The 21,265-nt window shown below is 68.5% G+C and carries 22 protein-coding genes; 8 read left to right on the top strand and 14 right to left on the bottom strand.

Translation table 11 applies throughout. The features are described 5' to 3' along the window. The first annotated feature begins 6 nt into the window (after window positions 1-6). A complete protein-coding gene (locus tag Q7P21_RS02040; protein ID WP_304175503.1) occupies window positions 7-1,212 on the top strand; it encodes a CaiB/BaiF CoA-transferase family protein in 1,206 nt (401 codons plus the stop codon). Between the two features lie 84 nt (window positions 1,213-1,296). On the opposite strand, the gene Q7P21_RS02035 is transcribed toward Q7P21_RS02040, so the two are convergent. From Q7P21_RS02035 to Q7P21_RS02025, 3 genes are all read right to left on the bottom strand, one after another. Then, window positions 1,297-1,764: a T6SS immunity protein Tdi1 domain-containing protein gene (locus Q7P21_RS02035; RefSeq protein ID WP_304175501.1), complete on the bottom strand. Its 468-nt coding sequence runs from the start codon at window positions 1,762-1,764 to the stop codon at window positions 1,297-1,299. A 78-nt stretch (window positions 1,765-1,842) separates the two neighbouring features. Continuing rightward, the gene (locus Q7P21_RS02030) at window positions 1,843-2,388 is read right to left on the bottom strand and encodes a hypothetical protein (protein WP_304175499.1); all 546 of its coding nucleotides are present in this window, start codon (window positions 2,386-2,388) and stop codon (window positions 1,843-1,845) included. Between the two features lie 134 nt (window positions 2,389-2,522). Then, window positions 2,523-3,365 carry a transglycosylase SLT domain-containing protein gene (locus tag Q7P21_RS02025; protein ID WP_304175497.1) on the bottom strand — a complete coding sequence of 281 codons (843 nt, stop codon included), beginning with the start codon at window positions 3,363-3,365 and terminating at the stop codon, window positions 2,523-2,525. 172 nt (window positions 3,366-3,537) lie between these two features. Here Q7P21_RS02025 and Q7P21_RS02020 point away from each other — a divergent pair, with 172 nt between their 5' ends. Continuing rightward, window positions 3,538-4,233, top strand: a complete 696-nt coding sequence (locus tag Q7P21_RS02020) for a TonB family protein (protein WP_304175495.1) — start codon at window positions 3,538-3,540, stop codon at window positions 4,231-4,233. A 6-nt stretch (window positions 4,234-4,239) separates the two neighbouring features. Here Q7P21_RS02020 and Q7P21_RS02015 read toward each other — a convergent pair whose 3' ends face one another. The 9 genes from Q7P21_RS02015 to Q7P21_RS01975 all read right to left on the bottom strand — a co-directional run bounded on the left by Q7P21_RS02015 (window position 4,240) and on the right by Q7P21_RS01975 (window position 13,502). Continuing rightward, window positions 4,240-6,036, bottom strand: a complete 1,797-nt coding sequence (locus Q7P21_RS02015; RefSeq protein WP_304175493.1) for an ATP-binding protein — start codon at window positions 6,034-6,036, stop codon at window positions 4,240-4,242. A gap of 93 nt (window positions 6,037-6,129) precedes the next feature. Next, on the bottom strand, window positions 6,130-7,299 hold the full coding sequence (locus Q7P21_RS02010) for an acyl-CoA dehydrogenase family protein (protein WP_304170946.1): 1,170 nt from the start codon (window positions 7,297-7,299) through the stop codon (window positions 6,130-6,132). Window positions 7,300-7,336: 37 nt separating this feature from the next. After that, window positions 7,337-8,365 (bottom strand): FAD-binding oxidoreductase, encoded by a 1,029-nt coding sequence (locus tag Q7P21_RS02005; RefSeq protein ID WP_304170947.1) that lies wholly within the window; start codon window positions 8,363-8,365, stop codon window positions 7,337-7,339. Between the two features lie 63 nt (window positions 8,366-8,428). Next, window positions 8,429-9,208, bottom strand: coding sequence for an ABC-2 family transporter protein (locus tag Q7P21_RS02000; protein ID WP_304170948.1), 780 nt, complete (start codon window positions 9,206-9,208; stop codon window positions 8,429-8,431). Next, on the bottom strand, window positions 9,205-10,029 hold the full coding sequence (locus tag Q7P21_RS01995; RefSeq protein ID WP_304170949.1) for an ABC-2 family transporter protein: 825 nt from the start codon (window positions 10,027-10,029) through the stop codon (window positions 9,205-9,207). Before Q7P21_RS01995 ends, Q7P21_RS02000 begins: the two co-directional genes overlap by 4 nt. Further along, on the bottom strand, window positions 10,004-10,975 hold the full coding sequence (locus Q7P21_RS01990; RefSeq protein WP_304170950.1) for an ATP-binding cassette domain-containing protein: 972 nt from the start codon (window positions 10,973-10,975) through the stop codon (window positions 10,004-10,006). The genes Q7P21_RS01995 and Q7P21_RS01990 overlap by 26 nt, the downstream gene beginning before the upstream one ends. A gap of 315 nt (window positions 10,976-11,290) precedes the next feature. Continuing rightward, the gene (locus Q7P21_RS01985) at window positions 11,291-12,421 is read right to left on the bottom strand and encodes a ferritin-like domain-containing protein (RefSeq protein WP_304175491.1); all 1,131 of its coding nucleotides are present in this window, start codon (window positions 12,419-12,421) and stop codon (window positions 11,291-11,293) included. A gap of 65 nt (window positions 12,422-12,486) precedes the next feature. Next, on the bottom strand, window positions 12,487-13,080 hold the full coding sequence (locus Q7P21_RS01980; RefSeq protein ID WP_304175489.1) for a TetR/AcrR family transcriptional regulator: 594 nt from the start codon (window positions 13,078-13,080) through the stop codon (window positions 12,487-12,489). After that, a complete protein-coding gene (locus Q7P21_RS01975; protein WP_304172242.1) occupies window positions 13,077-13,502 on the bottom strand; it encodes a DUF5360 family protein in 426 nt (141 codons plus the stop codon). Before Q7P21_RS01975 ends, Q7P21_RS01980 begins: the two co-directional genes overlap by 4 nt. A gap of 148 nt (window positions 13,503-13,650) precedes the next feature. Here Q7P21_RS01975 and Q7P21_RS01970 point away from each other — a divergent pair, with 148 nt between their 5' ends. Then, window positions 13,651-15,117, top strand: coding sequence for an NAD(P)/FAD-dependent oxidoreductase (locus Q7P21_RS01970; protein ID WP_304175487.1), 1,467 nt, complete (start codon window positions 13,651-13,653; stop codon window positions 15,115-15,117). Here Q7P21_RS01970 and Q7P21_RS01965 read toward each other — a convergent pair. Together Q7P21_RS01965 and Q7P21_RS01960 are read right to left on the bottom strand one after the other, a co-directional pair. Next, a complete protein-coding gene (locus tag Q7P21_RS01965; protein WP_304175485.1) occupies window positions 15,078-17,531 on the bottom strand; it encodes an ATP-binding protein in 2,454 nt (817 codons plus the stop codon). The two genes, Q7P21_RS01970 and Q7P21_RS01965, sit on opposite strands and share 40 nt — an antisense overlap. A 79-nt stretch (window positions 17,532-17,610) precedes the next feature. Beyond that, the gene (locus Q7P21_RS01960; protein ID WP_304168777.1) at window positions 17,611-18,579 is read right to left on the bottom strand and encodes a LysR family transcriptional regulator; all 969 of its coding nucleotides are present in this window, start codon (window positions 18,577-18,579) and stop codon (window positions 17,611-17,613) included. Between the two features lie 149 nt (window positions 18,580-18,728). Here Q7P21_RS01960 and Q7P21_RS01955 point away from each other — a divergent pair, with 149 nt between their 5' ends. From Q7P21_RS01955 to Q7P21_RS01935, 5 genes are all read left to right on the top strand, one after another. Continuing rightward, window positions 18,729-19,286, top strand: a complete 558-nt coding sequence (locus tag Q7P21_RS01955; RefSeq protein WP_304175484.1) for a hypothetical protein — start codon at window positions 18,729-18,731, stop codon at window positions 19,284-19,286. Window position 19,287: 1 nt separating this feature from the next. Continuing rightward, on the top strand, window positions 19,288-19,920 hold the full coding sequence (locus tag Q7P21_RS01950) for a GNAT family N-acetyltransferase (RefSeq protein WP_304168783.1): 633 nt from the start codon (window positions 19,288-19,290) through the stop codon (window positions 19,918-19,920). Further along, window positions 19,917-20,444, top strand: a complete 528-nt coding sequence (locus Q7P21_RS01945; RefSeq protein WP_304175482.1) for an isochorismatase family protein — start codon at window positions 19,917-19,919, stop codon at window positions 20,442-20,444. The genes Q7P21_RS01950 and Q7P21_RS01945 overlap by 4 nt, the downstream gene beginning before the upstream one ends. Then, on the top strand, window positions 20,441-20,686 hold the full coding sequence (locus tag Q7P21_RS01940) for a hypothetical protein (protein ID WP_304168788.1): 246 nt from the start codon (window positions 20,441-20,443) through the stop codon (window positions 20,684-20,686). Before Q7P21_RS01945 ends, Q7P21_RS01940 begins: the two co-directional genes overlap by 4 nt. 138 nt (window positions 20,687-20,824) lie before the next feature. Further along, on the top strand, window positions 20,825-21,238 hold the full coding sequence (locus Q7P21_RS01935) for a helix-turn-helix domain-containing protein (protein WP_304175480.1): 414 nt from the start codon (window positions 20,825-20,827) through the stop codon (window positions 21,236-21,238). Window positions 21,239-21,265: the final 27 nt, after the last annotated feature.

The raw sequence follows: 21,265 nt of genomic DNA, 5'->3' as shown, positions 1-21,265 counted from the left end.
AAGGGAGTGTCGGGCGTGTTGCTCAAGGGTCTGAAGGTCGTCGAGTTCGCCTCCTATATCGCCGCCCCCGGGGCGGCCGGCATCCTGGGCGACTGGGGCGCGGAGGTGATCAAGGTCGAGCGGCCCGAGGGCGACCCCATGCGCCACGTCTTCGCCGACGCCGCCGCCAACCTGACCGGCAATCCCACCTTCAGCATGGACAATCGCGGCAAGCGCGCCGTCGTGCTGGACATCTCCAAGCCCTCCGGCCGCGACGCGCTCGCCAGGCTGGCGGCCGAGGCCGATGTCTTCCTGACCAATGTCCGCCCCGCCTCCCTGAAGCGCGCCGGCCTCGATGACGTCACCCTGCGCGCGCTCAATCCCCGCCTGATCTATGCCGTCGTCACCGGCTACGGCCTGGAGGGGCCCGACGCCGCCAAGCCCGGCTTCGACGTCACCGCCTTCTGGGCCCGGGCCGGGGTCGGCCACATGACCGTGCCCAAGGGCGCCGAGCCCTTCCTGCTGCGCACCGGGGTCGGCGATCACACCACCTCTCTGGCGACCGTCTCGGCGATCCTGGCCGCCCTTTATGAGCGCGAGCGCACCGGCGTCGGCCGCCTGGTGCAGACCTCGCTGCTGGCCACCGGCATCTACACCGTAGGCTCGGACCTCGCGGTCCAGCTGACCTTCGGCCGCCTGGCTTCGGCCCGGCCACGCACCCAGCCCTTCGACGCCCTGGCCAATTTCTACCAGAGCTCAGACGGCCGCTGGTTCGTGATCAATCCGCGCGGCGCGGCCAAGGACTGGGTTCCGATCATCACCGCCGCGGGCCGGCCCGACCTGGCGGAAGACGAGCGCTTCGCCAGCGGCAAGGCCCGCCGCGCCAACGCCTCGGCCCTGGCCGTCGAGCTGGACGCCGCCTTCCGGGTCTTCGATTTCGCCACCGTGGCCGAGCGGCTCGACGCCGCCGACCTGGTCTGGGCGCCCTTCCAGAGCCCCGCCGATGTCGCCGCCGACCCCCAGGCCGCCGCCGCCGGCGCCTGGGTGGGCGTCGAAGACGGCCAGGGCTCGACTTTCCGCTCGCCCGCCGCCCCGGCCCGCTTCCCGGGCGCCGACGCCGTCAGCCGCCCCCCCGCGCCAGTGCTGGGCCAGCACACCCGCGAAGTGTTGGCGGAACTGGGCTACGGCGAGGATGAGGTGGCGGCGATGATCGCCGAGGGCGCGGCGGCCTGACGGGCCCTCCAGTGTCTCTGAGGCGGTTCAGAGCGGGTTGGAGCCCCTGAGCCTGACGACTCTCACTTGCCGTTGACGCGCCGGTCAGGGCGCCAGGTCAAGCCTGACCTCGGTCCCATCGGGAAGAGGCGCAAGCTGCTGATGAAGTTCGCCTGATAGGCTGAAGTGTTCGCGCGCCGCCGTGACGTAGGTGTTGGCGACTTCATACTTCCCCTCTGCGAACACAGGATAGGTCACGTAGGTGAAGCACTGACCGGTTGCAGGGCGAAGGCCGGCCAGATGGAGGCGCCCGACCAAATCCGGAAGAAACCATTCGTCGACCTGATCGCCGGCCAAACGCGCCCTGAAATCCTCCAGATCAGAGGCGACTTCCAGGAGTTCGCCCGTCCCCGTGTTGAGCCAAAAAATCGGCCCGTCCCGGTCGAGAAACACGTCGCCCCACACCGAGAAGAGGACGGGCGTCGCCGTGGCTCCAAGTCTCCAGGCCCAAGCGTTCCGGAAAGACTGAAGCGCCGCCTCGTCCGGCGCGATCGTCAGGTCGGACCAACCCATCCCGCTCACCGTGTCCTCCTAAGGTTCGCGCGAGGCTACCGGACCTGTTCAACAGCTGCAAAGGGCGGAAGGCGGACTCTACCGAGCTGCGCCGCTTGGAATGGTCGAGCCCGCGCGCTTGAAGGAAAGCCAGAACAACGACCAGCCTGCTCCCCCAAAGGCTGACACCCCGATGCTTGAAACCATGGCCACCACCAAATCACTCGCGGTGTCCCAGGATCGGCCCATGTTCCAGATAATGGTTAGGTAGGCCGCCAAGAGTGTGGAGCAGATCGCCCATACGGCCAGCACGCGACCTGGGCTCGCACCGATGTCCCGTACTCTTGCGCGGGATAGCCAGATCAGCGGTCCCGACACAATCAGCCAGACCGCAAGCAATTTCCCACCGGGATAGGCCAGGGCGAGCGGGGCATCCACGCCGAGGGAGAGATACGCTAGTCCCCAAGACAACATCGTGCCCACGGCGAGAACCGCCAGAATGGCCACAGCAAACCAGGCTCTTGAGACCGTTCTCAACAACATCGTCGCCTTATTGGGAGCGAACAGCAACGCACCTAAGCGCAGCCGCAAAACGCCTGCAATGGGTTGAATACCTTCATGGCCGCTTCGCCCGGAAACGGTCATGCAGACATTCGCCTTGAAGCCGTCGTTCCGAGTGTCAGCAAATGGTCGATTTTGCCCGTTGGGCTGAGGGCATAATGCGGACGTTCCGGCTTTCGTCTGCCAAGCCGCGATCAGCAGGCCCCAGACGCCCCTGCCTAGCTCTTCCGGTCATCCCGGGCGTCCGACAGCACCCGCAGCATCTCGGTGGAGAACATCGAGTTGGCGAGATTGGTCCCGCCGCTGCCGCTGGCGCCGGGCATGCCATCGACGCCCTGGGGCCCGCGCAGGATCAGATCGACCAGGGCCGCCTGCTCCTTCATCCGGTCCGCCGATCGCGCCGAGGCGTATTGGACGAAGCCCTGGTCGGGCGTCACCTGGGGCGCCACGACCGTCGGGGTCTCGCCGCCGGTGCGGGTGAGGTTCGCATAGACCTCCGCCACCGTGGCCGGCCGGCCATCACGGTAGAAGATCGCCTTGTTGGAATGGGCGGCGTCGGGGAACAGGCTGGCCGCGCTGGCCCCCGGCCGGGTCTGGGCCGCCTCGATCAGCTTGGCCGAGCCCTGCGGGCCCAGGAAGTGGGCGGCATAGAGCTCGCCGGCGGTGGGCGAGCGCCCTGTGCGACCGCGCAGATAGGAGGCGTGGTCGGAGGCCAGTTCGCCGGCCATCAAGGATGAGGCGTGCGGATCCATCCGCAGCTCCATCACCGCCTTGCGCGCCTCGGCCCCATCGACGTGGTAGCGGCCGTCAGAACCCTTGGCGATCAGGTCGGCGTAACGGGCGTAGCCGTACTTCGCACCATGCTGCTTGAGCGTCGACAACCAGGTCTGTTCGGTGAACTGGAACAGCCCCGCCGCCGAGGAGGTCGCGGCCTTGGCCCGAGGGTTGAAGCTGCTCTCGCGATTGGCGGTCTTCATCAGGAACGAGAAGTCGACCCCCGTCGCGCTGGACGCGCGCTGGATGGCGGTCTCGACGACGCCCCTGAGTCCCTGGATGGCCATGGGGCCAGATGTGAACGGACATGGTTAACGCCGCGCTAACCATACTGCGGCGGGTCGCCTCAGCCGCCGCCTCAGGAAGGTCACCGTCCCGCTTCCGCAAGGTCAAGGTTCGGCCCTGATCGGCGCGCGACCCTGACGTCGTGACCATAACAAGCTCCTGGGAGGAGACGTCATGACAACCGGTCCGTTCGCCCCCGCCTATGCGGGGATTCCCGTCTCTCGGCCACGCCTGTCGCGGCCCGCCTCCGTCGCCATCGGCCTGTCGATCTGCGCCCATGTGGCGCTGCTCGGCTATCTGGGCGTCCAAAGGTTCGTCGCCGCGCCGCCGGAGCCGGCGACGACCGGCGACCCGCCGGTGATCATCACCCTCGGCCCGCCGCCAAAGCCGACGGCCACCGTCGCGCCGCCGAAGCCGCGCCCCAATATCCACCAGCCCATCCCCCGCCTGGCCCCGCCTATTCCGCCGACCCCAGCGCCGCCCGTCGATCCGACCCAGGCCACCGTCACGCCGGCCGGCCCGATCACCCTGCCCGTCGCCCCGCCACAACCCCAGGCCCCGCCCGTCCCGCCGGTGATCGGCCAACCCCAATGGCTCAACAGGCCCGGCGCGCGGGAGATGGCCCGGGTCTATCCCGACGGGGCGATGCGGCGGGGAACCGAGGGCGTCGCCACCCTGGCCTGCGTGGTGGCGGCCACCGGCGCGGTGCGCGATTGCCGCGCGATCTCCGAGACCCCGGCCGAGGCCGGCTTCGGCACGGCGGCCCTGAAGCTCGCCCCCTATTTCCGCATGAGCCCGCAGACCGAGGACGGCCGCCCGGTGGACGGCGCCAGCGTGCGCATCCCGATCCGCTTCAAGCTGGCGCAGTGAGGTCCGTCAGGCGCTGGCCGCCAGGCTGGCGGTCGGCGCCGGGGTGAGGCACAGCTCGATCACCTCAAGCAGCCGCTGGACCTCGATCGGCTTGGCGATGACATGGTCCATGCCGGCGGCGAAATAGCCCTCGGTCTCGTGGGCCAGGACGCTGGCGGTGACCGCCACGATTGGGGTTCGGGGGCGTCCCGTCTCGGTCTCCCGGGCGCGGATCAGGCGGCTGGCGTCCAGCCCGTCCATCTCCGGCATGTGGATGTCCATCAAGATCACGTCCCAGCCCCCCAGCCCCCAGGCTTCCACAGCCTCGACGCCGTCGCGCACCGCCTCGGAGGCCACGCCCAGATGGCCGAGCAGGGTCTGCAACACCGTGCGGTTGGTGGAATTGTCGTCGACCACCAGGACCTTCAGCTCAGCCTCAGAGCCAATGACCGAGGCGTGGTCCGTTTCCGCCTCGGCCGGCGGCGCGACCGCGATCAAGGGAATCTGGAAGCTGAAGCGCGTGCCGACACCGGGCGCGCTGTCAAAGGCGATGGCGCCGCCCATCAGGGCCACCACCTCGCGGCAGATCGCCAGGCCGAGGCCCGTGCCGCCCACCCGGCGGGTGCTGGAGCTGTCGGCCTGAACGAATTTCTCGAAGATCTGCGCCTGACGTTCCAGGGGGATGCCGACACCGGTGTCGGTGACATCGACGCAAATGCCGGCCGCGTCGCCGGTGACCAGCACCTGGATGGAGCCGTGATCGGTGAACTTGAGCGCGTTGGAGATCAGGTTGCTCAGCACCTGGCGCAGCCGCACCTCGTCGCCGCGCCGCCAGCCGGCCGCGCCGGGCTCAACCTCGAAGGCGAAATCCAGGCCACGCTCCTGAGCCAGGCTGCCATAGAGCCGACGCATGGCCTCGGCGAACCGGTCGAAGGAGAAGGTCGCCGGCAGCAGCTCCATCTTGCCGGCCTCGATCTTGGAGATGTCGAGCACATCATTGACGACATCCAGCAGGGTGCGGGCCGAGGTCTGGACCAGGGCCAGGCGGCCGCGCTGAACCTCGGGCAGATTGTCCTGAGCCATGGCCTGGGCCATGCCCAACACCCCGTTCAGCGGCGTGCGGATCTCGTGGCTGATGGTGGCGAGGAACTCGGTCTTGGCCCGGTTGGCAGCCTGGGCGGTGATCACCAGATCCTGGGCCTCGGCGTGCAGCCTTTCGTTCTCCTCGAGCTTCTCATGCAGCTGGCGATTGAGGGCGTCCGAGGCCAGGCGGGCGCGCAGCTCGCGCAGCACCGCGCCGCGCATCAGGGTCGACATGCCGATGGAAGCGAACACGCCTGCGACGCCGACGAAGGCGTACTGGCTGATCAGGTCGCCCGGCGCGTTGCGGGCCAGCATCAGGAAGCCGGTCACCGCGGCCGCGACGCTGCCATAGGCCACCCGGCGGCTGGGCGCGGAGGTGCCGAACACCAGGGCCATCAGCACGAAATAGACCAGCTTCAGCGGCTCGAAGTGAAAGGTCAGATAGGCCACCACATTCATCAGGAACAGGGTGTTGATGCTCGCAGCTGCGACCTCAAGTCGCACCAAGCTCACGGCTGTGCGCGCAAGATGGCGCCAGAAGGCGAAGGCGCTCACGGCGGCCAACACCGCCAGTCCATCCAGGTAGGCCAGCACCGCGCCGGTCTCGTAGAACCAGTGCGCGACGCCAATAAAGCAATAATAGCAGGTGGCGGCGATCAAATATCCTCGAACTACAGGGACATAGGCCGTCGCAATCTCCCCTTCCGGGATGGAGTCCAGTTCGCCCGGCGCCTTGGTCATGTGTCCGCCCTCGAGGAGACTCGAATACTGCGGAACTAGACCTGTGTTCGGGTTAACCCCCAAAGTGAGGGCGGCCCAATTTGGGTCTGGTCACTAATAACTCTTCGCCAAGCCCAAGACCCGTTCAGCGATGAAGTTGAAAACCATCTCACGACTGATCGGCGCGATGCGGGCGATCATCGATTCCCTGAAATAGCGCTCGACGTCGTACTCCTTGGCGTAGCCCATGCCGCCGTGGGTCAGGATCGCCGTCTCGCAGGCGTTGAAGCCGGCCTCGCCGCCCAGATACTTGGCGGCGTTGGCCTCGGCCCCGCACTCGCGGCCGGCGTCGTAGAGGGCGGCGGCCTTGAAGGCCATCAGATTGGCCGCCTCCAGCTCCGCCCAGGCCTTGGCCAAGGGGTGAGCGATACCCTGGTTCTGACCAATGGGCCGGCCGAACACCACCCGTTCCTTGGCGTAGCTCGTCGCCCTCGCCAGGGCCGCGCGGCCCAGGCCCACGGCCTCGGCTCCGAACAGCACCCGCTCGGGGTTCAAACCCTGCAGCAGATAGTAGAAGCCGCGCCCCTCCTCGCCGATCAGGTCATCCTGCGGGATCTCCAGATTGTCGATGAACACCGCGTTGGACTCGACCGCCTTGCGGCCCATCTTCGGGATCGGCTTGGCCTCGATCCGGCTGCGGTCGAAGTCGGTGTAGAACAGCGACAGCCCTTCGGTGGACTTCTTCACCTGATCGCGCGGCGTGGTGCGCGCGATGATCAGGAACTTGTTGGCCCGCTGGGCCGACGTCGTCCACAGCTTGCGGCCGTTCAGCACATAGCCGCCGGGAATGCGGTCGGCGCGGGTGGTCAGGCTGGTGGTGTCCAGGCCCGAGTCCGGCTCGGTGATGCCGATGCACATCTTGTCCTCTCCGGCGATCAGCCGGGGAATGTGGCGTTGCTTCTGGGCGTCGGTCCCGAACTTGGCGATCGGCATGGGACCGAAGATGTTCAGGTGCAGGGCGCTGGCCCCGGAAAACCCCGCGCCGGACTGCGCCACCGCCTGCATGACGATCGCCGCCTCGGTCAGGCCCAGGCCCGATCCGCCCAGCTCGACCGGCATGGCTGCGCCCAGCCAGCCGCCGGCCGCCATGGCCGCCACGAAGGCCTCGGGGAAGTCGCCCGTCTCGTCGGTCTTGCGCCAGTAGTCGGCGTCAAACCCCGCGCACAGCCGGGCCACGCTCTCGCGGATCGCTTCCTGTTCGTCGCTGAACCAGAAACCACTCATTTCGTCCCTCCCCGGGATCGTTCTTGCAACCCGGCCGTCAGGCGGAGAACCGCGCGGGGTCCAGGCGGCCGGCATAGGGACCCGCCTCCCCTTCCGTCACGCAAGCCGCGATGATCTTGGCGGCCAGGGGCGCCAGCAGCCAGCCGTTGCGCCGCGCGCCGGTGGCCAGCAGCACTCCATGATGGCGGCCGCGCCCGACCAGGGGCAGGCCGTCCGGCGTCGCCGCCCGCACCCCGGCCTGGGCCAGGTCGCCAATCGAAGCCGACAAGGCCGGAAACAGCTCCATGCCGACCGCCTTGAGCGCCGCGATCCTGTCCGGATCGATATCGGTGTCGTCGCGCCCCGCCTCCATGGTGGCGCCCAGGGTCAGGCCGCCTGGCGTGGGGACGGCATAGGCCCCCTCTCCCCGGATCATCAGGCCGTCATAGGCGCCGTTCCGCGTCCGGACCAGCTGGCCCTTGATGGGGTGCAGGCGCGCCAGCTCCGGCGCCACGACGCCCAGGTCGCGGCCAGCCCCAGTGGCGATCACCAGCCTGTCCGCGCCCTCGAAGCCGGTGGCGGCGCGGGCCTGGAACACCACGCCCAGGGCCTCGGCGGCGGCGCGCATCAGGGTCAGCGCCCGGGCCGGATCGATCCGCCAGTCCTCGCGGGTCAGTATGGCCGAGGTCCATTGTGGCGCGAGGCCGGGCGCCAGGTCGGCCAGGGCCCGTCTGGGCAGGACAGTGGGATGCAGGCCCAGCCGGCGTAGGGCCCGGTCGCTGCGCTCCAGATGGACGTCTGAACCCACCGCCAGGGCGCCGCCCCGGTCCAGGTCGATCCCCAGCCGGGTCTCCAGCGCGGGCCAGAGGTTCCTCGCCGCCAGAAGCAGGTCGAAATGGTCACGCGCCTCAGGATCGAGCGCCGCCTCAAAGGCCGGCGCCAGCATGCCCGCCGCCATGCCCGAGGCGTTGGCCGCCAGCGGCGCCGGATCAAACACCGTCACCGTGCAACCAGCCTCGGCCAGGGCAAGCGCCGCAGTCAGGCCCATGGCGCCCGCGCCAGCGACGGTGATCCGGGTGCGGCTCATGGCGTCTAACGAGCGGGCTTCGCGCGCGAAATCAAGCGGAGATGGATCAATGCGCCTTCCGGTTCAGCCCGCGACCGATGCGCCACGCCGATAGCGGCTCAGCCCCAGATGGAACAGGGCCATGGCCAGGGCGGCATAGAGCACGGCCGCGCCCGCCACCATGGCGGCGGTCTCCACGCTGGCGTCGCGCACCATCCTGACCGGCGCCATCACCACGAAGCCCGCCGGCAGGATGCTGAAGGCGATGGCCTTCACCGCGCCGCGATAGATCGAGCCGGGATAGGTCGAGAACACCAGGGTGAAATCGGTCAGGTCTCGGGCGAAGCTGCGGGCGCCGCTGGCCCAGAAGGCCAGGCTGGCGAAACAGACCCCGGCCGAGACATAGACCACGGTCCCGCCGGCGATCCCGGCCACCACCAGGGGCGCCTCGCCCCAGGAGAGCCGCGCGAAGCCGGCCAGCAGCAGCGGTCCGCCGATCAGGTCGCCCCAGGCGGTGGCCAGGCACTCGCGCGCCAGCAATCGGCCCATCAGTCCCTTGGGCTGGGTCAGCAGAGCGTCGAGCTCACCGCGCAGGATGGTGGCGGCCATGTCGCGATAGCCGCCGAACGCGACTCCGCTGACGCCGACCACCGTCATGGTGATCCCCATCAACAGCGCCATGTCCCCCTGTCGCCAGCCGCCCACGCTCTTGAATCCGGCGAAGAACAGGCCCCAGAGCACCAGCATGAAGGCGTTGTTGATGAACATGCCGCCGGCCTGAAGCGCGAAATTGGCGCGGTCGGCCAGGGCCATGCGGTTGGCGAGGACGACCTGGGTCGCATATAGGCGCAGGGCCGCGATCATATCGTCCCCTCCCGCAACAGCTTGGCCAGACCCAGGCGCCATAGGCCGAGACAGGCCGCGCCCAGGAGCAAGATCCAGGCGAGCTGCCAACCTGCCCCCACCAGGAATCCCATGAGCGAAGGCGCCATCACCTGGGCGCCGGCCCAATAGAGGTGAGCGGCGAAGGGCGACGCGCGCGCCACCTCGGCCAGGGCGGCCGGATAGAGGGTCACGGGCGCGAACAGCCCGCCCAGCAGGAACATCAGCTTCTGGATGATCAGCTGGAACGGCAGGGTTCGCCTCGCCCAGAAGGCCGCCAAGCCAGCCAGGGCGTAGAGCATCACCCCGACCAGCAAACCCAAGGGACCCAGCACCAGCAGGAAGGCCAGCCCCTCCAGGGGCGGCCAGGCTCGGCCAGACAGGGCCAGCAGCAGGATCGCCGTCACCCCGAGGGCCGCCAGCCGCGCCAGGCCGCCGCCCAACCCCAGGGCCAGGGTCTGGAGCAGATAGGGCTTGGGCCGCAGCAGATGGATCTCCAGCCCGCCGGAGCGGATGTCGTCCTCGAACCGCAGATAGACCGCCGGCAGCGAGAGGGTGATCCACTCGGTCGCCCCGACATAGAGCACCACCCCGCCCGGCGGCAGGGCGATAGCCCCGGCCACCTGCTCCGCCGCCACCTTGTCCCACAGGGCCGACAGCACCGTCATGATCAGGCCGAAGAACAGGCAGCGCCCGGCCAGGACCGGCCAACCCGCCAGGGTCTGGTCGAAGCCCATGCGCAGGGCGCTCGCCGCCGCCCGCAGGGTCGAGCGGGCCTCAGCGCGCCGCAGCGTAGATGTCATGGATCACCTCCTCCATGGGAGGATCCTCGATGGTCACGTCCTCGATGCCGCCGTCGGCCATGGCGGCGGCTATGACCTGTTCGACGCGCACCACGCGGGTGTCGACCTCCAGCACTGTGGCGTGGGCGGCGCCCGCACGGCGCGTGACGCCGGGCAGGTCCAGAGACACCGCGGCGCCGGCCGACTGGAAGGTGATGATCTTGCGGCCCAGGAACCGGCGGCGCAGCTGGTCGGTCGGCTGGTCGACCACGATCCGCCCCTGATTGACGACAATGACCCGGTCGCAGACCAGCTCGATGTCGCGGGTGTCGTGGCTGGTCAGCAGCACGGTCAGGCCGTGGTCGCGGGCATGCTCGCGAATGAAGTCGCGGATCGCGGCCTTGGCGGTGACATCGAGGCCGATGGTCGGTTCGTCCAGGAACAGCAGCTCTGGTCCATGCAGCAGGCTGGCGGTGATCTCGCACCGCATCCGCTGCCCCAGAGACATGCGGTGGACCGGCTGGTCGAGCAGTTCGCCCAGGGCGAAGCGCTCGCTCATCTCGCCGAGGCGCCGGGCGAACACCCTGGCGTCCTGGTCATAGACATGGCGCAACAGGTCGAAGCTGTCGCGGGCCGGCAGTTCGCCCCACAGCTGGGAGCGCTGGCCGAACACCACCCCGATCCGATAGGCGAGCGCCTTGCGCTGGCGCCAGGGAACCAGGCCCAGCACGGTGGCCGCGCCGGACGAGGGCTGCAGGATGCCGGACAACATCTTCAGCGTGGTCGACTTGCCCGCGCCATTCGGCCCGATGATCGCCACCCGTTCGCCAGGCGCAATCTGGAAATCGACGCCGGCCACGGCCTCGATGGTCACCTGTTCGGAAGAGAAGGCGGCGCGCCAGCCGCGGCCGCGTCTAGAGTAGCGGTAGGACTTGGAAAGCTGGGCGGCGGTGACGGCGAAGGACATGGGAAGGACCGGATTTCAGAGGGACAGGGTCGGCGGACGGGAGGCAGGCAAGCGGGAGCGAGCTCGTAAAATTGAGCCCCCCTGCCACGCACATCTGTCCGGTCTTGCCGTTCATCTCAGTCCATTCCCGCCGCGAACAGGTTCGCGGAACGACGGTGACGCTAGTCGGCTGATCCGACACGCGCAAGTCGCACGCGGCGCTTGCGCTCCCGCCTGTGGCTTTCGCGCACGCCCAAGGCCCGAGGCTTGCCCCGGAACGCAAGACGCCCGCCGCGCGAACGCGGCGGGCGTGATCTCTGGGCGCAGTCGGCCCGGCTATTCGGCCGCGATTGACACCGGACGGGCCGAGCGGTCCTTGAAATTGATCTCCTGGAGGTACTTGATCCCCTCCTCGGCGATGTCATCGCCGACCATCTTGTCGCCCTCGGCCTTCAGCTCATCCATATCGACATAGGTCGCGTAGAACGGCCGGGTCCGCTCGGTGATCAGGCCGGCGTTGTGCAGGGTCTTGATGAGCACCCGGAAGATGTTGGTCTGGCTCTTCAGGCGCTCGCGGCGGCGTTCGTCGTTCTGGGCGAGCTTGATCATCTCCTCGCGCACCTTGTCAGGGTCCAGCCCGAATTCACGATAGACATCGGCCATCTGGTTGGGCGAGCCCAGGTTGAACAGGAGCGACTGGAAGCAATGGGCGGCCCAGTCCTCCACCGTGTTGCGCTCGTCCTCGGTCATCTTCGGGATCGTGCGGTCGGCCCAGATCTTCCCGAACTTGTGGTGGAAGGCCTCGTCGGTCATCACCAGCTGGAACAGCTTCTTGGCCAGGGGGTCGCGGTTGTACTGGTAGCCGGCGGCGAAGGCGCCCATGGCCAGGCCCTCGACCAGCATCTGCATGCCGATGATCTTCTTGAAGACCTCCGGCGCCTCGATGATGTCGACCAGCAGCTGCTTGAGGACGGAGCCGCAGGGACGCGGCCGGCCCCAGCGGGCCTTGATATATTTGGCGAAGGCCGTGACGTGGCGGGCTTCCTCGCGGGTCTGGTTGGCGGCGTATTCCTGGGCGCCCTGGTCCTTCAGCACGTGGCACAGGCTGGCCGACAGGTTCAACGCCCCCTGCTCGCCATGCAGGATCGAGGAGAAGTTCCAGAGCGTCATTTCATTGATGAACTTGGCCTTCTGCCCGGTCTTCTCCAGGTGCTCGCGGACATAGGGGATGCCCAGCGACATGATCTGGTGATCGGGCTGCAGCGCCTCGTTCTCCATGTCCCAGGGCTCGTCGAAATCGATGTATTTCTTGTCGAGCGGGTCCCAGAAATGGTCGTGGGTGGCCGAGATGATCTTGTCGAAGGCCGTCGAGCGGGCGTTGTAGCGGTCGAGCTCGAGCATCGACTCGAAGTCGTCCGGCGCCACGGCGTCGTACATGATGTCCTTGGTGATGTTGCCGTCGGCCATGTCCTGGTTCCTCCCGTTCAGCAACAGGAGGATGGCGCCGGCGAACGGTGTTTGGATAGCGGCCGTCAGCGGCGGCGGAACAGGGCCTCGAGGCCGGAAATCACCTCTTCCATCAGCCGGCCGTCGAGGTCGTTGGGGTCTGCAAGGGTCATGGCCGCAGCGCCGTGGCCGCAGGCCCAGACGGCGAGCGCGATCTGGTGAATGGTCTTCTCGTCGCGGTCGGCCTGGCTGGCCGCCTGGGCGATCGCGGCCTCCAGCACCTTGAAGGCCCGGTCGCGGGCCGCATCCACCTCCGCCTCGGCCAGGATCGGCGGATCGAACATCAGGGCGTAGAGCGCCGGCTGGGCGCGGGCGAAGCCGAAATAGGCGAGCGCGCAGGTGCGGATCGGCACCGCCTGGGTCCCCGCCGCCGCCTGCAACGCCGCCTCAAGCTCGCCGAATCCCTCAGCGGCCAGACCCGCCAGAAGGGCCTGCTTGGAGGCGTAGTGGTGATAGACCGAGCCGGGGGCGATGCCGGCCCGCGCGGCCAGGGCCCGGAGGTTCAGCTGACCTATGCCGCCGGTCTCCAGCAGGGCGCGCGCCTCCTCCAGCAGCTGGGCGCGCAGATTGCCGACATGATAGCTGCGCCGACGCGCCGCGCCGCCTTCGAGCCAGGTCATCCCATGGCCTCCGGGCGGATGGCGAGGTCGCAGATCAGCCGAGGCAGGAAGATCATCGGCCACAGAACCAGGGCCAGGTTCGGCAGAAACCAGGACGGGTCGAATTCGCCCAGCAGCGCCCAATAGCCCACCGCCATTAGACCGGCGACCTGGGTCAGGATCAGCGAAATCAGGGCCAGCGGTCGCCAGAGGGCGTCGCCCCGCCGGGCGGCCCGCACCGCGAAAAGGCCAACCCCCGAAAAGGCCAGATCCACCGGGAAGAACGACCAATTCCAGGCCGTCACCCGGGGTTCGCCATAGCCGGCGTACATCCATGACGGCGGCAGGTGGATCATGCCGACCTGAGCCAGCATGGCTGCGGTCCAGTAGGCGATGAACAGGGTGTCGGTGATCGCGAGCGACAGGGAAAGCGAACGGCCCATGGCGGACTCCTGCGAGGACCGGTCCATGTTCTCCACCTTCGCGGGCCTTGTCGAGGCGAAAGGCGCGCGGTCGCAACGCCATTCTAACCGTTGATAACCTACCGGCCCGCCGCTAGCCTTTCCGCCAAGTCGGGTCGGGAGGACGCCTATGACCGTGCATACCAAGGTCGCCATCCTGGGCGCCGGCTTCGCCGGCCTGTGCATGGGGCTGAAGCTCCAGGCGCGCGGCGAGACCGATTTCCTCATCCTGGAAAAGGCGGACCGGGTGGGCGGCACCTGGCGGGAGAACACCTATCCCGGCTGCGGCTGCGACATTCCCAGCCACCTCTATTCCTTCTCCTTCGAACTCAATCCCGACTGGCCCAGGGTCTATTCCGCCCAACCCGACATCCTCGCCTACATCGAGGGCGTGGTCGAAAAGCATGGCCTTTCCAAGCACATCCGCCTGAATGCAGAGGTGACCTCGGCCGCCTGGGACGCCGACGCGGGCCTATGGCGCATCGCTGCCGACGACGGGTTCACGGTCACCGCCGAGAGCCTGGTCACCGCCTGGGGCCAGCTGAACCGGCCCAAGATCCCGGCCATTCCGGGCCAGGGGAATTTCGCCGGCGCGGCCTTCCACTCCGCCCGCTGGGATCACGGCGTCGATCTGGCCGGCAAGCAGGTGGCGGTGATCGGCAACGGGGCCAGCGCCATCCAGTTCGTGCCGGAGATCGCCAAGGTCGCAGGCCAGCTCACCCTGTTCCAGCGCTCGCCCAACTGGATCGTGCCGCGCATGGATCGGCCCTATACGGCCGAGGAAATGGCCGCCTTCCGCGCCCGTCCGGCCATGATGCAGGCGGTGCGGGATGAGATTTTCAAGATGGCCGAGGACCGGCTGGCCGCGCGCCGGGCCGGAACCCTGCCGGTGGAGGAGGTCCCGATCCCGCTCGCCCACCTTCGCGCCCAGGTCGCCGACCCGGAGCTGCGCGCCAAGCTGACCCCCGACTATGAGCTGGGCTGCAAGCGGGTGTTGATCTCCAACGACTTCTACCCCGCCCTCACCCGGCCCAATGTCGCCCTGGTCACCGAGGGGGTGGCGCATCTGAGCCCTGGCGGCGTGGTCGACGGGGCCGGGAAGGAACACCCGGCAGAGGTGGTGATCTACGCCACCGGCTTCGAAACCCGCTCCTTCGCTGGCGACACCGTCGTGACCGGCGCGAACGGCCTGGGGCTGGACCAGGCCTGGGCCGATGGTCCTGAGGCCTATCTGGGGATCACCACTCCGGGCTTCCCCAACCTGTTCATGCTGTATGGCCCCAACACCAATCTCGGCCACAACTCGATCATCTTCATGCTGGAGGCCCAGGCCGACTATGTGCTCCAGGCGCTGGACGCTGCGGCCAAGGGTCCGATCACGGTCCGCGCGGAGGTCAACCGCGCCTATAACGACGATCTGCAGGACGCCCTGGCCCAGACCCCATGGGCGGGGTCCTGCACCAGCTGGTACAAGGCCGAGAGCGGCAAGATCTTGAACAACTGGCCCCACACGGCCCAGGCCTATGCGGACGCGGTGGCGCGGTTCGACGCTGGCGCCTACGCCTCGGCGGCGCGGGCCTCGGAGCCTGCGGAATAGCCCTCGGCCTCGTCCAGCACCTGCTGGATCACGGCGAACAGACGGGCCACCTCGATCGGCTTGGCGACGAAGCCGTCCATGCCGGCGGCTTTGTATTCGGCGATCTGGTGGGCCATGGCGTTCGCGGTCAGGGCCACGATCGGGGTGCGGGGCCGCCCCTCGGCCGCCTCGCGGGCGCGGATCTGGGCGGTGGCGGTCGGCCCGTCCATCTCCGGCATCTGGACGTCCATCAGCACCACATCCCAGGGCTCCCGCGCCCAGGCCTCGACGGCCTTGAGGCCGTTGTCGACGATCAGGGGCTCGATGCCCACCTGGCCCAGCAAGGTCTTGAGCACCAGCTGATTGACCGCGTTGTCCTCCGCCGCCAGCACGCGCAGCTGCAGCTCGGGCGCCGCGCCGACCGGCTGCGATGCCGCGCGCGACGCGACAGGCTCGGTCTCCGCCGTCAGCCGCTCCAGCGGCAGCGAGACCCGGAAGATGGTGCCACGCCCGGGTATGCTGTCGACCGCGATGGAGCCGCCCATCAGCTGCACCAGCTCGCGGCAGATCGACAGGCCCAGCCCCGTGCCGCCATAGCGGCGGGTGGTGGAGGCGTCGGCCTGCTCGAACTTCTGGAACAGGCTCTGCAGCCGATCGCGGGCGATGCCGATGCCGCTGTCGGACACCGCCAGGCGCAGCATGTCCTGGGTGCGCTCGACAGAGACCTTGACCTGACCCCGCTCAGTGAACTTCAGGGCGTTGGAGACCAGATTGTAGAGGATCTGCCGCACCCGCGTTGAATCACCGAGATAAATCCCCCGCGCGTTCGGGTCGACCGTGAGACCGAAGTCCAGGCCCTTGCGCTGGGCGATGGCGGTGAAGGCGCCATGGGCGCCGCGGGCCAGTTCGCTGATGTCGAACTCGGCCTCTTCCAGCTCCAGCTTGCCGGCCTCGATCTTGGACAGGTCGAGCACGTCGTTGAGGATCGCCAGCAGGGTCTCGCCGGACTGATGGATGACGTCGAGGCGTTCGCGCTGAACCTCCGACAGGCTGTCCGCCGCCATGGCCTGGGCCATGCCCAGCACCCCGTTCAGCGGGGTGCGGATCTCGTGGCTCATGGTGGCCAGGAAGGTGGACTTGGCGCGATTGGCGGCCTCGGCGTCCTCCTTGGCCTGCACCAGGGCGCGCTCGGCGACCTTGCGGGCGGTGATGTTCTGGAGGGCCCCGATCAGCCGGATCGGACGGCCTTCATCGTCGGTGACCAGCTGGCAGGTGGAGACCACCCACACCTCACGGCCGTCCGCACGATTGATGCGATATTCCGGGGCATAGGGCTCGCCTGCGGTCAGGTAGCGCTTCCAGGCCGCCTTGGCGATCGGCCGGTCTTCGGGATGGATGGTCGACCAGACGTCGCGATTGAGCTCCTCGAAGGTCTTTTCCTCGCCGAAGAAGCGCTCCTCCAGCCCGGCTTTGAACAGCTCCTCGCGCTCGTAGTCCATGTCATAGACGTGGATGTCGGCGGTCCCCAACGCGAGGGTCAGCCGCTGCTCCGAGCGCTCGGTGCGCTTGAGAGCCTCGACCATCTCGGTCACGTCATGGCTGCCGGCGATCACACCGCCGATCTCACCCGACGCCGTGCGCCAGGGTTTGAATTCGGCTGAAAACCACTTCTGTCCGCCGCCTGGCAGGTCGAAGCTCGTCTGGTCGAAGCGGACGGACTGGCCCTCCAGGCACGCGTCAAAGGCTCCCTTCCAGCGCAGATAAGCGGGGGGCGCGATGTCCTCCAGATTCCTGCCCACCACCTCATCGGGGGTCAGGCCAAACTGCGCGGCCCACCGTCCGCTGCAATCTTGGACCCTCAGATCAGTGTCGGTCAGCAGCAGCGAGACGGGCGCGGTCCGCACCACGGCGCTGAGCGTCGCCATGACGGCGTCCCGCTCGCGCCGGTTCTGTTCGCGCGCCCGGTCGGCCTGGGCCCGGGCCCATTCGTCAGCGATGAACTCGGCCAGGTCATTGAGCCGCGCGGCCAGGAAGGCGTCATAGCCCCGAGGCGTGCCGCCATAGACGGCCAGGACACCCGGGGTGGTGCCGTCGCCCAGGCGCAGCGGCGCCCCGGCATAGAACCGCATGCCCGTCGGTCCGGTGACCAGGACGTGGTCGCTGAAGCGGGGATCGGTGCGTCCGTCCTCCACCCAGATGGGCTGGCCGGTGCTGAGCGCGACGCCGGCAGCGACGTCCTCGATGTCGCCTTGCCGCCCCAGGGGATCACGGCTGCGCCAGATCCGGCCCTCATGCAGCAGCACGACCTGGGCGTTGTCACCGGGAAACAGGGCGCGGGCCAGGCGGGTCGCGCGATCACACGCCCCGCGCGACAGGCCGAGGCCGAAGGGCCCCTCCTCGTCGGGGGACAGCGTGGGCGCCGGATCACCAGCCATGTCACCCCTCGAAAACCGCCCAGGACGAGCAGCTCTACAATGCCAGGGTGAGGTTAAGGGCGGATTGAGACGCCGTCGCTCAGGCGCGGGCGGAGACCGCCGGCCACGACCAGGTCGAAAATTCGCGCGGATGAATGAATTCCTTGCGGAACCAGGGCCGATCGCGGGCGTCGAAGGCCGAGACCAGCCAGTCGCAGACCCGCATCACGCGCGGATTCTTCACCGAGTCCCGGTGCTGGCAGAGCCACAGGGGCGCCGAGGCCAGGGGCGGGATGTCGAGCATCACCAGATCCGGGGCGAGACTGACGATCGCGGTGGGAATGGCCCCGATGCCGGCGCCCCTCTGAATGGCGTGCAGCATGGCGGTCGAGGAATTCAGCACCAGGGCGGGCGCAGCCAGTTCCAGGAAGGCGGCGGTGCGCGCGCCCCAGCGGTCGCGGATCTGGGCGGCGTGATAGATGAACCTGTGGCCGGCCGCCGCCTCCAAACGCGTGGGGGCCCCATACGTGTCCAGATAGTCCCTGGAGGCGAACAGGGCGTAGTGCAGGGTCGCCAGCGGCGTGGCCACGATGTCCGGAGAGCCGCCGTCGGTCAGCTGGATCGAGAGATCTGCGTGGGCGTCGACCGGACTGTCGGCCAGACCGCCACAGTCGAGGGACAGGCGGATGGCGGGATTCTCCCGCATGAATTCCGCGACTTCCACGCCCAGCACATAGCCGGCGACGCCCTCGGGCGCCGCGATCCGCACCTCGCCGGCGTCGGGTTGGTCGTTGTTCAGCACCAGCCGCTCGATATCGACCGAGGCCTGCTGCATGGTCAGCGCCCGGTCATAGACCAGCTCGCCCACCCGGGTCAGGGTGACCCCGCGAATGCCCCGGTCGAACAGCCGGGCGCCCAGACGGGTTTCCAGGTCGTCGATCCGGCGGGTGACGGTCGGCTGGCTGGTGCGCAGGCGACGCGCGGCCGCGCCAAAGCTGCCGGCCTGGGCCGCTGCGACGAACGCCTTGATGTCATCCCAGTCGGCGCGCGTGCGCTCGAATTCGTCCATGCCTCGCCCCAAAACCGACGGCGGCCCCGCGCTCAAGGCGCGCCAGCCAGACCCCAAAGAACCGTGGCGCCCCCATGCAACCTTTGTGACTGCCGGGTTCGGGATCAACGCTCTACCAAATGGCGGGTTCGCACAAGTCGAGGCCGCCCGTGCCCATCCAGACTCACCACGTTGATCGCACCCTGACCGTCCTGAGGCGGCTGGGATTTTCGCTGGCGACCGATCCGGAGATCGAGGCCGGTCGTGCGGCTGCGGTCCAGCTGGTGGGCGAGGCCATCGCCACCGCCGACACGCTTCGCCGGGTTCAGGCCCGCACCGGCTGCGCCTGCTTCGTCGCTCGCGCCGACGAGGGGTTCTCGGCCGCCGTCTCCGCCATTCCCCTGACGCCCTTGGCCCTGCCGGATCTGGCCAAGGGCCAGTTCGACGCGCTCGCCCCGCTGGACGCCCTGGTGGCCCGCCCGGGTGATCCGGTGGCGGCGATCTATATCTGGGGCGCGGCCGGTCTGAGTTGGCGCGGACGCATGCTGGCCGTGGCCGCCGCCCAGGCCCTGGTCTGCGAGGTCCACCCCACCCTGCCCAGCTACGCCCGCGCCGCCACCTCGGAAGGGGAACACATCCTGCAGCACCGGCTGGGCGCCCGCCCGGTTCGTGGCCCCGGCGGCCTGGTCATGGCCCCGCCCCATCATCCGCAACGACGGGCGGCCTGAGATGAACGCCAATGTCCGCATGCCCCTCGACGCCCGGCCCCAGACGAAGGTCGACGACGCCGTTCTGGAGGTGATTGTCTGCCGGACCCTGCCGGAGATCCTCCAGGCGGTCTCGGTGCGCACGCTCGTCTATATGGGCGAGCAGGCCTGTCCCTATGAGGAGGAGTTCGACGGCAACGATTTCGCCGGGACGACCCATCTGCTGCTGCGCCGCAACGGCGAGCCGATCGGGACCCTGCGCATCCGTTGGTTCGCCGACTTCGCCAAGTTCGAGCGGGTGGCCGTGCGTCGGGAATATCGCCGCGGCCGCGCCACTCTGCTGCTGATCCTGGCGGCCAAGCGGCTGGCCGAGAAGAAGAACTACCGCAAGCTGCTCGGCTACGGACAGGTGCGACTGATCCCCTTCTGGGAACAGTATTTCAACGCCCAGGTCCGTGAGCGGCGTGACGGCTTCGCCTTCTCCGACCACGACTATGTGGAGATGCTCGTCGAGGCTACGCCCCCGGCCGACGCCATCACCCTGGACAGTGACCCTATGATCCTCCTGCGCCCGGAAGGGGCCTGGGATGAACCCGGCGTGCTGGACAAGTCCGCCGTCCGCCCCGCCACCAACCTCGGAGAGTTATGCCGGTGAGTTCTCAGCCCCGGGCGGCCCTCGTCTGTCTCGACCTTCAACGCTACCGGAGCGCGGGCCTCGCCTCGGCCAGCGTCATCGCCGCCTGCCAAAGGGCCCTGGAAGAGGCCCGACGCAGGCGCTGGCCCGTGCTGCATGTCCATGCCCGGCCGCCGGGGGCCGACGTCCGCCCCCTGCCCGGGATCGAGCCGCGCCCGAACGAGCCGGTGTTCCTGCGCAAGGGGCCGTCGGCCTTTTCCAGCCCCGCCTTCACCCAGGCCGCCCACGCGACCGGCGGGCCCCTGGCCCTGGTGGGATTCAGTCTCCAGGACACCGTGCTGGCCACCGCCTTCGCCGCCGCCGACCGCGATCTCGACAGCGAGGTGGTGATCGACGCCGTCGGCATGGCCGGAGCGGACTCGCCCAGCGCCCAGCGCGCCCTGACCGCCCCGTTCCTCACCCTGGCCCCCCAAGGGCGGTTGATCACCCTGCGCGACCTGTTTCACGAAGAGGCCGAGCGGTTCGCCGCCGCGAACCTGCCATGACCAGCAAGATCATCGCCTTCGCGCCCCGTCTGCGCCAACGGCCCGTCGCCGCCAATGCGCTCGACGACCAGACCGCCGACCTGCTGCGGATGGTCGCCCATCTGAGCCAGAGGGACCTCTTCGCCCTGGCCGCGATCGTCCGCCGCGCCGCTGAAATCTCGGAGACCGACGGCGAGGAGATCGCGATCGCCGTGCTCGACCAGATCCAAGGCATCCTTGATGGGCGAGAAATGGACGCCTGATATCACCGGTTTGAGTGCAAATTAACGCTGCGCCGCGTCCTGATGTCTCTTTTCTAACAAAGCACTAGCGATTCCATCTGGCCGTGTGCCACAAGCCGGCGCAGCGCGCACTTGGGCGCGTTCGGTAAGGACATTTCGGTGGCCGAGAGCTTGGAAGACACGGGGCCAGACCCCATCGATGTCGCAGTGGGACATCGTATTCGCGTGCGTCGTAAGTGGCTGGGCATCTCCCAATCGGCCTTGGCCGAACATCTGGGCGTCAGCTTCCAGCAGGTGCAAAAATATGAACGCGGCGCCAACCGCGTGTCGGCCTCCATGCTGGTGCGGATCGCGCAACGCCTGGAAACCACGGTCGGCGAACTGGTGGGCGAGACGGCGGAGCCGCAACAGGGCGACGCCTCCCTGTTCGAAAAGCTGGCCGTTCCCGGCGCCGTGCAGCTTCTGGAAGCCTTCGCCGGCGTTCAGCAGCCTGCCCTGCGCACCGCCATACTGAACCTGACACGGTCCCTGATCGAAGACGCCGGCGACGCGCCGGTTCGTCGGTCCCGCTAAGCCTTTCGGCGCCCCTTCCCCCGGGGG

The sequence above is a fragment of the Phenylobacterium aquaticum genome (genome assembly GCF_947378715.1).
GTDB classification, from domain to species: domain Bacteria; phylum Pseudomonadota; class Alphaproteobacteria; order Caulobacterales; family Caulobacteraceae; genus Phenylobacterium; species Phenylobacterium aquaticum_A.
This window is presented reverse-complemented; position numbering and strand designations above follow the sequence as displayed.

Excerpts from the sequence above, each read along its gene's own strand:
- Q7P21_RS02035 (WP_304175501.1), bottom strand. The coding sequence starts at position 1,764 with ATGGGTTGGTCCGACCTGACGATCGCGCCGGACGAGGCGGCGCTTCAG.
- Q7P21_RS02030 (WP_304175499.1), bottom strand. The coding sequence starts at position 2,388 with ATGACCGTTTCCGGGCGAAGCGGCCATGAAGGTATTCAACCCATTGCA.
- Q7P21_RS02025 (WP_304175497.1), bottom strand. The coding sequence starts at position 3,365 with ATGGCCATCCAGGGACTCAGGGGCGTCGTCGAGACCGCCATCCAGCGC.
- Q7P21_RS02020 (WP_304175495.1), top strand. The coding sequence starts at position 3,538 with ATGACAACCGGTCCGTTCGCCCCCGCCTATGCGGGGATTCCCGTCTCT.
- Q7P21_RS02015 (WP_304175493.1), bottom strand. The coding sequence starts at position 6,036 with ATGACCAAGGCGCCGGGCGAACTGGACTCCATCCCGGAAGGGGAGATT.
- Q7P21_RS02010 (WP_304170946.1), bottom strand. The coding sequence starts at position 7,299 with ATGAGTGGTTTCTGGTTCAGCGACGAACAGGAAGCGATCCGCGAGAGC.
- Q7P21_RS02005 (WP_304170947.1), bottom strand. The coding sequence starts at position 8,365 with ATGAGCCGCACCCGGATCACCGTCGCTGGCGCGGGCGCCATGGGCCTG.
- Q7P21_RS02000 (WP_304170948.1), bottom strand. The coding sequence starts at position 9,208 with ATGATCGCGGCCCTGCGCCTATATGCGACCCAGGTCGTCCTCGCCAAC.
- Q7P21_RS01995 (WP_304170949.1), bottom strand. The coding sequence starts at position 10,029 with ATGACATCTACGCTGCGGCGCGCTGAGGCCCGCTCGACCCTGCGGGCG.
- Q7P21_RS01990 (WP_304170950.1), bottom strand. The coding sequence starts at position 10,975 with ATGTCCTTCGCCGTCACCGCCGCCCAGCTTTCCAAGTCCTACCGCTAC.
- Q7P21_RS01985 (WP_304175491.1), bottom strand. The coding sequence starts at position 12,421 with ATGGCCGACGGCAACATCACCAAGGACATCATGTACGACGCCGTGGCG.
- Q7P21_RS01980 (WP_304175489.1), bottom strand. The coding sequence starts at position 13,080 with ATGACCTGGCTCGAAGGCGGCGCGGCGCGTCGGCGCAGCTATCATGTC.
- Q7P21_RS01975 (WP_304172242.1), bottom strand. The coding sequence starts at position 13,502 with ATGGGCCGTTCGCTTTCCCTGTCGCTCGCGATCACCGACACCCTGTTC.
- Q7P21_RS01970 (WP_304175487.1), top strand. The coding sequence starts at position 13,651 with ATGACCGTGCATACCAAGGTCGCCATCCTGGGCGCCGGCTTCGCCGGC.
- Q7P21_RS01965 (WP_304175485.1), bottom strand. The coding sequence starts at position 17,531 with ATGGCTGGTGATCCGGCGCCCACGCTGTCCCCCGACGAGGAGGGGCCC.
- Q7P21_RS01960 (WP_304168777.1), bottom strand. The coding sequence starts at position 18,579 with ATGGACGAATTCGAGCGCACGCGCGCCGACTGGGATGACATCAAGGCG.
- Q7P21_RS01950 (WP_304168783.1), top strand. The coding sequence starts at position 19,288 with ATGAACGCCAATGTCCGCATGCCCCTCGACGCCCGGCCCCAGACGAAG.
- Q7P21_RS01940 (WP_304168788.1), top strand. The coding sequence starts at position 20,441 with ATGACCAGCAAGATCATCGCCTTCGCGCCCCGTCTGCGCCAACGGCCC.